At 61.8% G+C, this 15,512-nt stretch carries 14 protein-coding genes; 9 read left to right on the forward strand and 5 right to left on the reverse strand.

The features are described 5' to 3' along the window. Both DFR34_RS15340 and DFR34_RS15345 read left to right on the forward strand, forming a co-directional pair. Nucleotides 1-419, forward strand: a 419-nt coding sequence (locus DFR34_RS15340; protein WP_146215177.1) for an ABC transporter ATP-binding protein, incomplete at its 5' end; no start/stop codon positions are given. Continuing rightward, complete coding sequence (locus tag DFR34_RS15345; RefSeq protein ID WP_158281857.1) at nucleotides 412-1,578, forward strand: ABC transporter permease; 1,167 nt, start codon at nucleotides 412-414, stop codon at nucleotides 1,576-1,578. The genes DFR34_RS15340 and DFR34_RS15345, both read left to right, overlap by 8 nt. 245 nt (nucleotides 1,579-1,823) lie before the next feature. Here the strand turns inward: DFR34_RS15345 and DFR34_RS15350 are convergent, their stop codons facing one another. Beyond that, nucleotides 1,824-3,215, reverse strand: coding sequence for a D-2-hydroxyglutarate dehydrogenase (locus tag DFR34_RS15350; protein ID WP_110392036.1), 1,392 nt, complete (start codon nucleotides 3,213-3,215; stop codon nucleotides 1,824-1,826). 111 nt (nucleotides 3,216-3,326) lie between these two features. Between DFR34_RS15350 and serA the strand changes: the two genes are divergently transcribed. Then, complete coding sequence (gene serA, locus DFR34_RS15355) at nucleotides 3,327-4,556, forward strand: phosphoglycerate dehydrogenase (protein WP_110392037.1); 1,230 nt, start codon at nucleotides 3,327-3,329, stop codon at nucleotides 4,554-4,556. A gap of 96 nt (nucleotides 4,557-4,652) precedes the next feature. Next, on the forward strand, nucleotides 4,653-6,365 hold the full coding sequence (locus tag DFR34_RS15360) for a putative bifunctional diguanylate cyclase/phosphodiesterase (RefSeq protein WP_110392038.1): 1,713 nt from the start codon (nucleotides 4,653-4,655) through the stop codon (nucleotides 6,363-6,365). A gap of 12 nt (nucleotides 6,366-6,377) precedes the next feature. On the opposite strand, the gene gluQRS is transcribed toward DFR34_RS15360, so the two are convergent. The 4 genes from gluQRS to DFR34_RS15380 form a co-directional block, all read right to left on the reverse strand. Beyond that, nucleotides 6,378-7,289 carry a tRNA glutamyl-Q(34) synthetase GluQRS gene (gene gluQRS / locus DFR34_RS15365; RefSeq protein ID WP_110392039.1) on the reverse strand — a complete coding sequence of 304 codons (912 nt, stop codon included), beginning with the start codon at nucleotides 7,287-7,289 and terminating at the stop codon, nucleotides 6,378-6,380. 54 nt (nucleotides 7,290-7,343) lie between these two features. Continuing rightward, nucleotides 7,344-7,964, reverse strand: a complete 621-nt coding sequence (locus DFR34_RS15370) for a chemoreceptor glutamine deamidase CheD (protein WP_110392040.1) — start codon at nucleotides 7,962-7,964, stop codon at nucleotides 7,344-7,346. A gap of 25 nt (nucleotides 7,965-7,989) precedes the next feature. Continuing rightward, on the reverse strand, nucleotides 7,990-8,379 hold the full coding sequence (locus tag DFR34_RS15375) for a response regulator (protein WP_158281858.1): 390 nt from the start codon (nucleotides 8,377-8,379) through the stop codon (nucleotides 7,990-7,992). 337 nt (nucleotides 8,380-8,716) lie between these two features. Further along, complete coding sequence (locus DFR34_RS15380; RefSeq protein ID WP_110392042.1) at nucleotides 8,717-9,907, reverse strand: sensor histidine kinase; 1,191 nt, start codon at nucleotides 9,905-9,907, stop codon at nucleotides 8,717-8,719. 158 nt (nucleotides 9,908-10,065) lie between these two features. Between DFR34_RS15380 and DFR34_RS15385 the strand changes: the two genes are divergently transcribed. The 5 genes from DFR34_RS15385 (at nucleotide 10,066) to DFR34_RS15405 (ending at nucleotide 15,444) form a co-directional block, all read left to right on the forward strand. Then, nucleotides 10,066-11,061: a chemotaxis protein gene (locus tag DFR34_RS15385; RefSeq protein WP_110392043.1), complete on the forward strand. Its 996-nt coding sequence runs from the start codon at nucleotides 10,066-10,068 to the stop codon at nucleotides 11,059-11,061. A 34-nt stretch (nucleotides 11,062-11,095) separates the two neighbouring features. Further along, nucleotides 11,096-12,031, forward strand: a complete 936-nt coding sequence (locus DFR34_RS15390) for a chemotaxis protein (protein ID WP_110392044.1) — start codon at nucleotides 11,096-11,098, stop codon at nucleotides 12,029-12,031. Nucleotides 12,032-12,101: 70 nt separating this feature from the next. Next, nucleotides 12,102-12,497, forward strand: coding sequence for a chemotaxis response regulator CheY (cheY, locus tag DFR34_RS15395; RefSeq protein WP_110392045.1), 396 nt, complete (start codon nucleotides 12,102-12,104; stop codon nucleotides 12,495-12,497). A gap of 19 nt (nucleotides 12,498-12,516) precedes the next feature. After that, complete coding sequence (cheZ, locus tag DFR34_RS15400; protein WP_245906917.1) at nucleotides 12,517-13,461, forward strand: protein phosphatase CheZ; 945 nt, start codon at nucleotides 12,517-12,519, stop codon at nucleotides 13,459-13,461. Between the two features lie 39 nt (nucleotides 13,462-13,500). Beyond that, nucleotides 13,501-15,444 (forward strand): chemotaxis protein CheA, encoded by a 1,944-nt coding sequence (locus DFR34_RS15405; RefSeq protein WP_110392046.1) that lies wholly within the window; start codon nucleotides 13,501-13,503, stop codon nucleotides 15,442-15,444. Nucleotides 15,445-15,512: the final 68 nt, after the last annotated feature.

Raw genomic sequence — 15,512 nt, forward strand, 5'->3', positions numbered from 1 at the left:
GGCCTATTGGCTTTGTGTTTCAGCAGTTCAATTTGATTCCATCACTGTCCGTGCTGGATAACGTGGCCCTGCCCTTGCTGTATCAGGGGCTGGCGCCAGCAGTGCGGGCGGCGCAAAGCCTGGCCGTGCTGGAGACGCTGGGCATTGCCGACAAGGCGGGGCAACGGCCGGATGATTTATCTGGCGGGCAAAAACAGCGGGTGGCGATTGCCCGTGCCTTGGTGGCGCAGCCCGCGCTGATGATTGCCGACGAACCCACCGGCAGCCTGGACCCACGCCATGCCGATGAGGTGATGACTTTGCTGTGCGAGCTGAATCAAGCTGGCATGGCGCTGGTGATGGTCACCCATGATCTGGTCCTGGCGGCGCGCGCCAAATCGCGCTGGCGGATTGCCGCAGGACGGATTGTCCATGATTAAGCCACGCACGCTGTGGCTGGCGGCGGAAGCGCTGCGCAATATTCAATTCTCCCGCACCCGCATTGTGCTGACCTTGGTTGGCATTGTGATTTCCACTGCGTCGGTGGTGGCGATTCTCACCATTGGCTGGAATGCCGCCACTGAGTCGGTGCGCCGTTTTTCCAGCCTGGGGGCCAATTTGTTTGTGGTCAGCAATCTGGAGCAAGGGCAGGTGGCCTTGTACGCCGATATGGAGGCCGAAAAGCAGGCGTTGCGCGCGCGCTTTCCGTTTGTGCAAGGTGCGGCATGGGTGTTTTCTTTATCCAGTCGCGCCAAGGGCGGCGCGCGCCAGGCGGATGCGGTGCTCTACGCGGGCGATGCGCAGTTTCGACCCATGGTGTCGCCGCAATGGCGGCAGGATGGGCCGAGCGCGGGTGTTTGGGTGGGGGCCGGCTTGCTGGCGGAGCTGGGCTTGCCCGCCCGGCCTGGCCCAGATGTCGGCCTGCGGCTGGAGGGGCGTTATTACCCGGTGGCCGGGGTGTTTGCCGAGCTGGACAATATTCCGTTTGTGGATATCGACGCGCGCAATGCGGTGATTTTGCCGGCATCCGCCACCCGTCATCTGTTTCCCGGCCCTGCTTTTGCCCGCATGCTGATTCGGGCGCCGGCAGCGCAGGTGAACGAATCCACCGCCAGCGCCTTGCGTGGGTATTTTGTTCAGCGCGGTTTTGTCGCCGCCGAGGTGAATTATCCCGCCAAGATCATTGAGTCACTGAAAACCCAACAACAGTTGTTTGCCTGGTTGTTGGCCGGGGTGGCGTTGATTTCAGTGGTGGTGGCAGCGGTAGGGGTGATGAGCAGCACGTTGTCTGATTTGGCGGATCGTCGGCGAGAAATTGCCATTCGGCTGATTGTGGGCGCCTCGGTGCGCGATATTTTCTGGATGCTGTCAGTTGAAGCCTTGGCGCTTAGCTTGCTGGGCGCGGCGGGCGGCGTGGTGGTGGGTTTGCTGTGTGCGGCGCTGGCGGCTTGGCTGGCTGGCTGGGCGTTTGCCGTGCATGGTGGCTATGTGCTGCTGGCGGTGCTGTGCTCCAGCGGCATTTGCCTGGGGTTTTCTTTGTTTCCTGTGCGCTATCTGATGCGCCCCTCAATTGTTGAAGCCTTGCGCGCTGAGTCATAGCACGCCGTATTTTTAATACTTGTCCACGCGACAGAACCGCACTGTCCACACCCCAGGGGGACAGGGGTGTGAACCGCCTGTGGACAAATCATCCAGCTGGCTGATTTATCATGACTTTTCTGTGTTGCCTATTTTTTGGGCAGTGGGATGGGCATCCACACCGACGCGGGAGAGAGGTGTGCACCGGCTGTGGATAAAGTGGTTTATTGATTGATTTTTAAGCAAAAACTTTTGTTGCACATTTTTTACGCAGATTCTGCCGCCGGCAGCAGCTTGCCGGGGTTGAGAATCCCGTCGGGGTCGAACACCTGGCGGATGCCGCGCAGGTAGTGGATTTCTTCGGCGCTGCGCGTCACCGGCAGGTAGTCGCGCTTGAGCAGGCCCACGCCGTGTTCGGCCGACATACTGCCCTGATAGCGCGCCAGCACGTCAAACACCAGGCTGTTCACCCGCTCGCAGTGGCCACGGAAGGTGTCGATGTCCATGTCCAGTGGGCGCAGCACATTGATGTGCAAGTTGCCGTCGCCAATATGGCCAAACCACACCACGTCAAAATTCGGGTATTCGCGCGCCAGCAGGGCGTCCAGCTCGGCGATAAAGGCCGGCGCGCGTGAGATCACCACCGACACATCGTTTTTGTACGGGGTGCGCGGGGTGATGGATTCGCTGATGTCCTCGCGCAGCCGCCACAGCGCCGCCGCCTGCGTGTCGGATTGGCTGATCACGCCATCGGCCAGCCAGCCGGCGTCCACGCAGGCTTCAAACGCCGCCAACGCGGCGGGTTCGTGTTCGGCGTCGAATTCCAGCAGGGCGTAATACGGCGTCACCGTGTCAACGGCGCGGCGCACATGGCCGCGCGCCAGCACCGCCTGCTGGGCGGCTTCGGAGAAAAACTCAAAGGCGTTCAGCGTCAGCCGGGCGCGAAAGGCGTGGAACACCAGCAAGATGTGCTCCAGCGCCGGCGCCGCACACACCATCACCCGCGCCGGGGCTGGCGCGCGCGCCAGGCGCAGGGTGGCGTCCACAATCAGGCCCAGCGTGCCTTCGCTGCCGACAAACAAATGGCGCAGGTCATAGCCGCTATTGTTTTTCACCAAGCCCTGGTTCAGCCGCAGCACATCACCAGCGCCAGTCACCACAGTGAGCCCGGCCACCCAGTCGCGAAACATGCCGTAGCGCACCACCTTGATGCCGCCGGCGTTGGTGGCGATATTGCCGCCAATGCACGACGAGCCGCGCGAGGCAAAGTCCACCGGAAAATACAGCCCTTGCGCCAGGGCGTACTGTTGCAGGCTTTCGGTCACCACCCCGGCCTGACAGCGCACGGTGGCGGCCACCGGGTCAAAGTCGCTGATCTCGCGCATCTGCTCGAACGACACCACCACTTCGCCAGCCACCGCGCAGGCGCCGCCAGACAGGCCGGTGCGCCCGCCCGAGGGCACCAGCGCCAGCCGCTCGGCGCGCGCCAGCTGCACCAGCGCCTGCACTTCGCCCAGGCTGCGCGGAAACACCACGGCGCTGGCCGCTGGGGCGTAATAGCGCGTCCAGTCGCGGCCATATTGTTGCAGGCTGTCGGCGTCGGTGCGGATGCGCGCGGGGTCAATCACGGCGGCAAGGCGGGCGGCAAGGTCGGTCATGGTGGGTGAGTCCGTGGAGGAGGGGCTAAAAAAGTTTTGCAGGGCTGGGGCTGGCAAAATCCAGAATACCTGATAAATTTACTCAAGAATTCAGCAAAAAGGAAGCCTCCCATGCAAAGCTATTCGCTCGACAAGGACAAAATCAAGGTGCTGCTGCTGGAAGGCGTGCACCAGACCGCCGTGGAAGCGTTTCAGGCCAGCGGCTATGTCACGCTGGATTATCACGCCAAGGCGCTGCCCGAGGCGGAATTGTGCGCGGCGATTGCCGATGCGCACATTGTTGGCATCCGCTCGCGCACCCAGCTTACCGAGACGGTGTTTGCCGCTGCGCGCAAGCTGATGGCGGTGGGCTGCTTTTGCATCGGCACCAATCAGGTGGACCTGGCCGCCGCCGCCCGACGCGGCGTGCCGGTGTTCAATGCGCCGTTTTCCAACACCCGCTCGGTGGCCGAACTGGTGCTGGCGGAAATCATCATGCTGATGCGCGGCATTCCGCAGCGCAATGCGCTGGCGCATCGCGGCGGCTGGCTGAAATCGGCGGACCACGCTTACGAGGTGCGCGGCAAGACGCTGGGCATTGTCGGCTATGGCCATATCGGCGCACAGATCAGCGTGCTGGCGGAAAACCTGGGCATGCAGGTGGTGTTCTACGACATCGAAACCAAGCTGCCGTTGGGCAACGCCCGCCAGCTGCCCAGCCTGGAGGCGCTGCTGGGCGTGGCCGATGTGGTGACTCTGCATGTGCCGGAAACCGAACAAACCCGCCATTTGATTGGCGCGGCCGAGCTGGCGGCGATGAAGCCCGGCAGCCATTTGATCAACGCCTCGCGCGGCACGGTGGTGGACATCGACGCGCTGGCCGCCGCGCTGCACAGCAAGCATCTGCATGGCGCGGCGATTGATGTGTTTCCGCTGGAGCCGCAAGCCAATGGCGATGAGTTCCTGTCGCCGCTGCGCGGGCTGGACAATGTGCTGCTCACCCCGCACATCGGCGGCTCCACCCAAGAGGCGCAGGCCAATATCGGCGCCGAGGTGGCCAGCAAGCTGATTCGTTATTCGGACAATGGCTCGACCCTGTCGGCGGTGAACTTCCCGGAGGTCTCGTTGCCTGCCCACGCCGACAGCTGCCGCCTGCTGCATATTCACCGCAACCAGCCCGGCATGCTGGCGCGCATCAATGCGCTGTTCTCCGGGCAAAACATCAATATCCGCGCGCAATATCTGCAAACCAGCGGAGACTTGGGCTATGTGGTGATCGACGCCGACAGCGCCGCCAGCAGCACCGCGCTGGCCATGTTGCAGGCGATTGAGGGCACGCTGCGCTGCCGCGTGTTGTATTAAAGCGGCGCGCGGCTGTTGCGGCGCGCCATCGGCGACGCTGGCATGGGGGGGAATCCTCACTTATGATGAGGTTATTGCATCGTCGGCGGGGTACGCATGACACAGCCAGATCCCTTCCACGACCCATTGTCGCGGGCGTTCGGCTCGGCCGAACTGGCCGGGATTGTTCAATTTTGTAATCAGGCTAGCCGCGCCGACGTCTGCGCCGCCGTGGTGCGCCTGGTGGCGCAGCTGCGCGACGACGAGGTGACCCTGCCGGGGTTTCCGCCGCGTCGCGCCTGTCCGGGCCACCCCGGGCAGTGCCAGCCGGATTTTCATGCCGCGCTGGCCTCACTGGAAAGCGAACTCACCCAAACCCAGGCCAGCCTGGCGCGCCTGTCGGCCGCCGTGGCCAGCCTGCGCGCCCGCACGCCCGATTGGCAGGGCGGCGCCAGCCCGGATGAACTGGCCGCCGGCCTGGAGCATTGGCTGCATCGTCAGCCGGGCCACGCCATTCAGCAACCGCCGCAGGCGCGCAACGCGCCTTACGCCGCGGCTGATCTGGCGGTGCTATTGCCGGCGCGGCTGGCCACGGGCAAGCCGTTTTCGCTGTTGTGCCTGAGCCTGGATCATTTTGCTTCGCTGCGCCTGCGCCATGGCGCGGCCTTGGCCGAGCGTTTGCTGTCGCAGCTGGGTCAGCGCCTGCTGGCGCATGCGCCGCATGATCAGGTGGCGCACCTGGGTCAGGACGAGTTCGCCATTTTGAGCGAGCATATTGACGACAGCGCCGGCCATGCCGCCCGCCGGGTGTTGCAGCGGGTGGGCATTGAACTGAAAATTGACGGCGAGCGTTTTGCCTTGTCGGCCAGCGTCGGCGTCAGCCAGTTTCCGGCGGATGGCGAGGACGCCGAAACCTTGCTGCTGCGAGCGCGCCAGGCCACGGCGGCGGCGCGCCGCGCCGGTGGCACCACGTGGGCGCGCTATCATGCCGAGCACACCCCCGCCCAGCAGGCGCGCGAAGCACTGGAAAACGACCTGCGCCTGGCGCTGGGCCGCCCGGACGAAATGCATCTGCATTATCAGCCCATCATCAATTTTCGCACTGGCCAAGTGGTGTGCATGGAGTCTCTGGCGCGCTGGCAGCATCCGCGCCTGGGCATGGTCAGCCCGGAGCGGTTTATCCCGATTGCCGAAGAAAGTTCTTTAATCGTTGCCCTGGGCCATCGCCTGCTGGACACTGCGCTGGCGCAGTGGCAAAGCTGGCGTCAGGCCGGCTTGCCTGTGGCGCCGGTATCGGTGAATTTGTCCGGCCGGCAATTGTGCAAGCCCGATCTGGCGGATGATGTCGCCGCCTTGCTGCATCGCCACCAAATGCCACCGGCCATGTTGCAACTGGAAATCACCGAAACCGCGCTGGCGCAGGCCGGGACTGCGCCCATCAGCCGCACCTTGGATGCGCTCAAGGCGCTGGGGGTGAGCATCGCTTTGGACGATTTTGGCTGTGGTTACGCCAATTTGCAGCAGCTTTACCGCTTTCGCCCCGAGCAAATCAAGATCGACCGCAGCTTTATCAGCAAAATCGGGCTGGATCCGCATAGCGAGGTGATTGTCGCTGCGCTCTTGAGTCTGTCGCAGAATTTTGGCGTGGGCGTGGTCGCCGAAGGGGTGGAAACCCTGGAGCAGGCCAATTGGCTGTGGCGGCATGGTTGCGATGTGCTGCAAGGCTTTTTGTTCAGCCGACCATTGCCAGCGACAGAAATGGCGGCGTATTTGCGCGATTTGCCGCAGTCGCGCGCCATGTGCCCGCTTGGCGAACGCGCGCCGATGTGATCGCCGCCAGCGTCAAACCGGCACGGGCGCCGCTGGCGCGCGCGCCAGGCTCCAGTGGGCCAATGCCCAGCTCCATAGCTCGTCCAAGCCTTGGCAGTCAGCTGGCGGCGCATGGTTGAGTCGGGCCAGCGCCAGCCGCAGCTCGTCTGCAGCCTGATCGGGCCGGATGGCCGGCGCCAGGGTTTGTTTGCTGAGTTTTTCACCGGCAGTATTCACCAGCAATGGCAGGTGGGTGTAACGCGGTGTGGGGGCGTTCAAAGCCCGTTGCAGCACAATCTGACGCGGTGTGGAGTCCAGCAGGTCGGCGCCGCGCACCACCTCGCTGATGCCTTGCCAGGCGTCATCTACCACCACGGCCAGTTGATAGGCAAACAGCCCGTCGGCGCGTTTAAGCACATAGTCGCCTACTTGGTGCGCGACATCCTGGCGCTGTGCGCCGTAATGGCCATCCATAAACATCACTTCGCCTGCCGGGACATGCAGCCGCCAGGCGCGGCCGGCTTTGCCTGCTGCCAGGCCGTTGCGGCAAGTGCCCGGATACACTACACCGTCTACTCCGGGGTAGCCGGCCAGGGCGATTTCGCGGCGGGTGCAGGCGCAGGGGTAGGCATGGCCGCTGGCAATCAGGGCATCCAGCGCGTCCTGATAGGCGGTCAGTCGCTGACTTTGCCATATCACGGGGCCATCCCAGGCTAACCCGAGGGCTTCCAGCGTGCGCAGAATGGCGTCGGCGGCACCAGGCACTTCGCGGGGTGGGTCCAGGTCTTCGATGCGCAGCAGCCACTGGCCGCCCTGGCTGCGTGCGTGCAGATAACTGCCCACGGCGGTGGTCAGTGAGCCGGCGTGCAACAGGCCGGTGGGGCTGGGAGCAAAGCGCCCGCGGTATGCGCTGGCGGGCAAGTCCTGAAAAGAGGGTGCGTTCATGGCCGTGGTTTTAACCGAATCTGGCCTGTTCTGCCAAGTTCAGTACAGCAATCTTCACAGGTCAAATACTTCACCCTCATGCGGCAGTTGCAGCTCGCGCAGGCGGTGGCGGTATTCCAGTTCACGCTCGAAAATGGTGCGGTTATGCGCCTCACGGATGCCACGTATTTTGGTGCGTCCGCGTTTCGGCTGAAAATAAATTTTGCGCGGCGTCATTCCCAGGGCGGCTTCGTCGTGCAGTGGGATGCCTTCCTGGCTCAGGTAATTGCGGGTGAACAGCACATTGCGTTCGCCTGGTGCGCCCAGATACAGGCCCTTGAGGATATTGGCGCCGCCATAGAGCAAGGCGGTCAAGCGTTCGCGGCGGGCACCCTGCAGCAGCATGGCGTCGATCAGCGACTCCATGATGTGGCTGGCGTAACGGGCCGGTGCGTGGGTGTCGGTGGCGCCGGCTTCCAGATCCGGCACCATGAAGTGGGCCATGCCGCCTACGGCTGCCACCGGGTCGTGCAGGCACAGCACCACGCAACTGCCTGTCACGGTGACCAGCAGCCAGTCTTCGCGGGTGGCCAGTATTTCTCCTGGCCACAGTTTGGTGGCTTCCAGGCCAAAGTGTTTGTCGAAATACACTTCACGTGGCAGCGAGTTCTGCAAGAAGGAGAGCGGAATGGGCATGATCGGGGCCGTCGCAGGGTCAGGGTTAGCGGTCGAGCAGGATGCTGATGATGGCCAGCAGTTGTTCCGGAGCAAATGGCTTGGCCAGCCAGGCATGTGCCCCGACTTCGCGCGCCAGTGCGCGCAGATAGTTGGTCTCGACGGTAGACATCAGCACCATCGCGGTGTGGGTGGTATCTGGTCGCTGACGCAGAATGTGGATCAGGCAGGCGCCATCCAGGTCGGCCATGATGTGGTCAACGATGCAGACTTTGGGCGGACCGGTGCGCTCCAGTTCGCGCAGGGCGGCATCAGCACTGCTGGCTTCTCGCACCTGATGGCCGGCACGGCGCAGGGCAAAGCCGATGCTTTGCCGGCAACACATGGAGTCATCCACCAGCAGGATGTCGGCGGGGGCTGCTTGGGGGGATGGCACGTTCGGTCCACTCCTTCGGTCTGTCGGGTTCCGGGAAGATGGCGCGCCGTGGCGTGGGCTGGGTGGTCTGGCGCAAATGACGTCATGCCGAAATCCCGTGGTCATGGTGGCGTCATGCCGACAGTATAGAGGCGTTGCCGATTTTTTTCATGTCATTATCGTGGGCAATGAGATATTGATTGCTGAAATCGGCGGTAAACAAGCATCAGCCTTGCCCGGCAGCACGAAAGTGGTTCATAAAATGCTGCAGAGCAGCCAAATCCGGCGTGTCGTGGGGCAGTCAGAACCGGCCTGCATGCGGGCAAAACGACGCAGGCAGGTTCTGGCAAGCGGTATTTCAGTCTGCTGGCACTTGCGGCATGACCCGGCACGGCAGTTGGAGCCGGAAGCAGGCGCCGCGGGTGCTGGCTTGCAGGGTCAGTTCGCCGCCAGACACCTCGGCCACGCCACGGGCAATTGCCAGACCAAGCCCGGTGCCATCGGCGCGGGTGGTGAAAAACGGATCAAAAATCCGGGGCGCCACCTCTGCGCTCACACCAGGGCCGTCATCCTGCACGGTCAGTTTTAGCACGCCATTGCCCAGTTCGGTGCTGACGCGAATATGGCCTTGCGGTGGAGAGAACACCAGGGCATTTTCCAGTAAATTCACGAATGCGCCCAACAATGCCTTGCCATCACTGTACAATTCGACTTGCGGTGCCTGTGCTGGCCAGTCCAGCACCACCTCGCGCGCCTGTGCCTGCGGAGCAAAAACCTGCTCGGCATCGGCCAGCAGGCGTGGCAGCGCCACCCATTCCCGCGCCTCGACATGGCCGCGCACAAAGCCCAGCATATCGCTGACCAGGCCTTCCAGTGCACGCAGCCGGGTCAGCGCCTTGCCGGCAAATTTCAGCCGGTCGGCGTCGTCGATGCTGGGCCGGTTCAGATGGGAGGTGTACAGCATGGCGGTGGCCAAAGGTGTGCGCAGCTGGTGCGCCAGCGAGGCAGCCATGCGGCCCATGGCGACAAAACGCTCTTGCTGGGCCAATTGTTGTTGCATTTCCAGCGCACGGCTGACATCTTGCACAAGGATAATGGCACCATCGTCATCCGGAAGAGGCTGGCGCTGGATCAGCATGTGGCGTAATTCACCTTGTGGCGTGTGGTAACTGACCTGACCATCGTCATGCGCGGCATGGCCAAAGCTGCTGGCGCAGGCTTCCCATGGGCGGTGGGTCCAGTCCTCGCCCAGCAAGGTGGAGGCAGCACGGTTTTGTCGACTGACGCGCCCTTCGGCGTCAATTTCGATCACACCGGCGGGCAGCATATTGAGTAAAAGCGATAAACGCCCTAATAATGCAGTGTTTTCGGCAACCCGGCGTGAAAGTTGCTCGTTGGCCAGTGCCAGTTGCTCGGACAAATGGGAGACCTGCTGCTGAAGCGCCAGATAGGCGTCAATCAGCTGGCCGGACACCTGGGTAAAGCGGTCAAAGGCGTGTTCCAGCCCTGTGGTTTGTGGCGTGGAGCCCGTGGCATCATGAGATCGCATATTTATTTATGACGTTTAGCACGCTTTTTTGTTTACAATAGAGATGGAAAATCGTATCAGACTGCCCTTGGCTTGCCGAGGCACTACCGCTGGCCCGGTCAAGAAAATCACGGCATGTCCGATACAGTTACACAAAACAGCGTCTTGCGGAGCAGACTGTGTCTGAACTTCTGAAAAAAATCGATGCGCGAACCAAGCTCGCCGGCACCAACAAGCTTGAGATCCTGCTGTTCTCGCTGGGAACGGACCAACGCACTGGTCGCCGCGAGACGTTTGGCATCAATGTCTTCAAGGTGCGCGAAGTCATGCGTACCCCGGAAATCACCGCCGCGCCAGAAATGACCGCGTCGGTGGAAGGCATGGTCAGCCTGCGCGGCCAGCTGGTGCCGGTGATTGACCTGGCCAAGTACACTGGGATCGTCACCGAAACCAAACCCGACATCATGATCGTGACCGAGTACAACGGCCACACACAGGGCTTTCTGGTCGAGGCAGTGGACACCATCCTGCGCCTGGACTGGTCGCTGATGCGCGTGCCGCCGGAGATGATCTCCAACCGTATGGGCGGGCTGGTTACTGCGGTGACCGAGCTGAACGACCAGACACTGGTGATGATGATTGACGTCGAAAAGGTGCTGGCGGAAACCACCCAGATCGACGACTCTTACCAGTTCGTCAACATTGAGCCGGTCAGCGTGCCGCGCATGGTGTTCTACGCCGACGACTCGGCGGTGGCGCGCAAGCAGATCGAGCGCACGCTCGACGCCATGGGCATCCGCCACGCTGGCGCCATCAATGGCCGCCAGGCTTGGGAAGAGCTGCAACGCCTGGCCACCCAGGCCGAAATGGCCCATCGCCCGCTCAACGAAATGTTGCATCTGGTGCTGACCGATGTGGAAATGCCGGAGATGGACGGCTATATCCTCACCAAGATGATCAAGACCGATATCCGCTTTGCCGGCATCCCGGTGCTGATGCATTCCTCGCTGTCCGGGCATTCCAACCAGAAGCTCGGCCAGTCGGTCGGCGTGGACGAGTATGTCTCGAAGTTCGAGCCGCACAAGCTGGCCCAGAAAGTGCGCCAGCTGCTCAAGCTGGATGCGCCGCAGTCCACGCTGCTGCCGTCCGGACAGGCCACCCTGCCGCGCGACTGACCCCCGTTCACCTGGCTGAAAATAGGTTTAGAAGATGACCGCTTCCGACGCTTCGCTGCTTGCCAACATCGATGCCCGCACCAAGCTGGCAGGCTCCAACAAAATGGAGATCCTGCTGTTCACGCTGGGCACCCGCGAAATCTTCGGCATCAATGTGTTCAAAGTCCGCGAAGTTTCGCAGACTCCGGAAATCACCAAGACGCCCAATATGCCGATGGGTGTGCAAGGGGTGATCTCGTTGCGTGGCAATATCATTCCGGTGATTGCGCTGGACAAGTTCATCGGCCGCAGCAAGCCTGACAATGTGTATGCCTCGATGATCGTCACCGAGTTCAACAAAAGCACCCAGGCTTTTCTGGTGGGCGAAGTAGACCGCATCATCCGCGTGGACTGGGACAAGGTGCGTGCGCCGGAAAACATGGTATCCACCAGCCAGCAGGCCATGATTACCGCTGTGACCGAACTGGAAGACGGCAAACTGGTGTCGATTCTGGACGTCGAACAGATTCTGGCCAGTGTGATTGGTGAAACCCGCATTCCGGATATCCCCAAGGCCAATCTGGATGCGGATCAGTTCATCTTCTTCTGCGACGATTCGGTCGTGGCACGCAAGGAAATCACTGGCGTGCTGGACAAAATGGGCGTCAAGTATCATCAGGCCAACAATGGCCGCGAAGCCTGGGATCGTCTGCAAGCCTTCGCCAACCGTCAGTGGAACGAGGGCGAGAGTCTGCACGACACCCTCAAGCTGATTCTGGTGGACGCCGAAATGCCGGAAATGGACGGCTATGTACTGACCCGCCTGATCAAGAATGATCCACGCTTTGCCGATATCCCGGTGGTGATGCACTCCTCGCTGTCGTCCAACGCCAACCGGGCAATGGGCACCAGCGTGGGCGTCGATGCCTATGTGGCAAAATTCGAACCCGCACTGCTGGCAGAGACCATGCTGCCATTTTTGCAACGATAATTCCATGTGAGCTGATTTAGAATCACGGCTTTCACTTAAACAACATCGGTTCCTCAGGACATCTACAAGCATGGTAGAAGCAGACAAAAACACCCGGTTCCTGATCGTGGACGACTTTTCCACGATGCGCCGCATCCTCCGCAACCTGCTCAAGGAGCTCGGTTTCACCAATGTGGACGAAGCCGAGGATGGCCAGGCCGCCTTGCACAAGCTGCGCACCTCGCACTTCGAATTTGTCGTGTCGGATTGGAACATGCCCAATATGACCGGCATCGAATTGCTCAAGGCCGTGCGTGCCGACAACAACCTGAAGCATTTGCCTTTCCTGATGATCACAGCCGAAGCCAAGCGCGAGAACATCATTGAAGCGGCCACTGCCGGCGCTTCGGGTTACATCGTCAAGCCGTTCACCGCCGCGACGCTGGAAGAAAAGCTGTCCAAGATCTTCGCCAACGTCGGCAAGTAATCGCAGCAGGAGACGCCTCGTGTCCGACCACGTACAGGAAAATGGCGATTCGCCGGAGCTGGAAGCATTGTTCGACACCTTGTCGCATAAGCAGGCGGCTCAGGCCGCAGCCCCGGCAGCGCCGGTGATGCCGCCCCCGGTGGGGGTGGGTGATGGCTCGGGTGATTCAGCTGAGCTGGAAGCATTGTTTGAAAGCGTGGCGCGCACCGCCGCTCTGGAAACCCCGCCGGTTACCGTCAAGCCGTTTGGCGACAATGGTGATTCCGACGAATTGCAGGCACTGTTTGACAGTCTGGCTGCTGCCGCACCCGAGCCGGAAGTGGTGCCGCCGCCTGTCCCCGAAATGCCCAAGCCCGACCCGCAAGTGCTGGAAATGTACACCCGCGTCGGCCAGATGACGCGCAAGCTGCACGATGCACTGCATGAACTGGGTTACGACAAGTCGCTGGAACGTGCAGCCTCTACCATTCCGGACGCCAAGGATCGCCTGGCCTATATCGCCTCGCTGACCGAAAACGCCGCCATGCGTGCGCTGAATGCCACCGACCAAGCAGGCCCGCATCAGGATTCGATCGAAAAAGGCGCCACCGCCTTGTCGCTGGGATGGGACAAGCTCTACGCCGGCCAGCTGTCGGTGGATGAATTCAAGCTGCTGTCACAGCACACCCGTGATTACCTGGCGTCGGTGCCTTCGCATACCCAGGCGACCCGCACGCAACTGATGGAAATCATCATGGCGCAGGATTTCCAGGATCTGACTGGCCAGGTGATCAAGAAAATCGTCGAGATGGTTCAGCATATGGAAAGCGAGCTGCTGGCCTTCCTGATGGAATTCTCCGATAAGAAGATGGAAAGCAAGGACAACGGCCTGCTCAACGGCCCGGTGGTCAACGCGGAAGGTCGCACCGACGTCGTCACCAGCCAACAACAAGTGGATGACCTGCTGGAAAGCCTGGGCTTTTAACGCCCCGCTCGCCCGCATCACAGAGACAAGAGGATAAAGATGAGCGAATTCGGCGGAATGGACGAGCTGCTACAGGACTTTTTGACCGAGTCTTCCGAGCTCTTGTCCGATGTGGACAACAAGCTGGTCGAGCTGGAACGTCGTCCTGACGACAAAAACATGCTGCATGACATTTTCCGGGGCTTTCACACCATCAAGGGTGGCGCCGGCTTCTTGAATGTCAGCCCGCTGGTGACCTTGTGCCACCGCACGGAAAACCTGTTCGACAAGCTGCGCAATAGCGAAATCCAGCTTTCACCGGAAGTCATGGACGTGATTCTCGAGGCCACTGGCGTGGTGCGCGACATGTTCGACGTGCTGCGTCAGGGCCGCATGCCGGAAAGCGCCGACCCGATGCTGCTGGAAGCACTGGATCGTGCACTGAAGGCTGATCAGCCGATCACCGTCGTGCAACTGGATCCGCTGCCGACCCCTGTGGCCCCTCCGCCGCCTCAACCGGTTGCCCCGCCGCCTGCTGCTGCTGCTGCGCCCGCTGCTGCGGCGCCTGCTCCTGCTGCGGCGGGTGCGCCTGACTGGCAAAGCCTGTATCACGCCGTGGTGGTGCCGGCACAAGCCGTGCCTGCTGCCGCCCCCGCCCCGGTGCCAGCAGCCGCTGCGCCGACAGCACCGCTCCCGGTGGCCAAGCCGGCCGCGCCGGCTGCTCCGGCACCACGTCCGGCCAACAAGCCGACTGCCATGGCCCCGGTGCAACAGGAAAACACCATCCGCATCGACACCCAGCGTCTGGATCAGGTGCTGAATCTGTCGGGTGAAATCGGCCTGACCAAGAACCGCCTGACCACGCTGCGCACCGAAATCCTGCAAGGCAACCGCGACACCAACACCCTGCGCTCGCTGGACGAAGCTGTCAGCCAGCTTGATCTGCTGGTGGGCGATCTGCAAAACGCGGTGATGAAAACCCGCATGCAGCCGATTGGCCGCCTGTTCCAGAAGTATCCACGTCTGGCGCGCGATCTGGCCCGCCAACTGGGCAAGGAAGTCGAACTGGTCATCATTGGCGAGGAAACCGAACTCGACAAGACCATGATCGAGGATCTGAACGATCCGCTGGTTCACCTGGTGCGCAATGCTGTCGATCACGGTGTGGAAACCCCGGAAGAGCGCGTGGCGGTGGGCAAAAAGCCACAAAGCGTGATCGAGCTGTCTGCCCAGCAGGTAGGCGACCATATCCTGATCGAGATTACCGACGACGGCAAGGGCATGCGTGCCGAAATGCTGCGTCGCAAGGCCGTTGAAAAAGGCCTGATCGACCTGGAAACCGCCAACAGTCTGGACGACAAGCAAGCGCTGCAACTGATCTTCCTGCCCGGTTTCTCCACCAAGGACCAAATCTCCAATGTGTCCGGCCGTGGCGTGGGCATGGATGTGGTGCGCACCAATATCCAAAAGCTGAATGGCCGCATCGACATCAGCTCGGAAGTTGGCGAAGGCACCCGCATCAGCATCTCGCTGCCGCTGACCCTGGCCATTCTGCCCGTGCTGGTGGTCAAGGTGTGCAACCAGCCGTTTGCCGTGCCGCTGGCCATGGTGCGCGAGATCATCCCGATCCAGCAGGACAGCATCCAGGAAGTCTCGGGCCGCCCGACCATCGTGGTCCGCGACGAAATCCTGCCGGTGCGCTCGCTGGCTGATCTCCTGGGTTGGCAGCCTACCCAGGAAGCCCAGTTTGGCGTGCTGATGCAATCGGCCGAACGCGCCTTCATCCTGGCCATCGACGCCTTTGTTGGCCGCGACGATGTGGTGATCAAGCCGCTGCAAAACATTCGTCCGCGTGGCGTGGCTGGCGCTACGCTGTCTGGCGATGGCTCGGTGGTGCTGGTGCTGGATATGGAAGACCTGCTGTCTGATCCGTCGGCCAACCAGCAAAACGTGACGCCTGCACTGGGCAACAACGCTGCTGCGCCGCGCCTGACCGCCGCATGATCCGCGTGAGCGTATCTGCCTGAGCACAAAGCCCCCATTCGGGGGCTTTGTTGCATTTGAATGGCAGG

It is taken from the genome of Rivihabitans pingtungensis, from assembly GCF_003201855.1.
GTDB classification, from domain to species: Bacteria; Pseudomonadota; Gammaproteobacteria; order Burkholderiales; family Aquaspirillaceae; genus Rivihabitans; species Rivihabitans pingtungensis.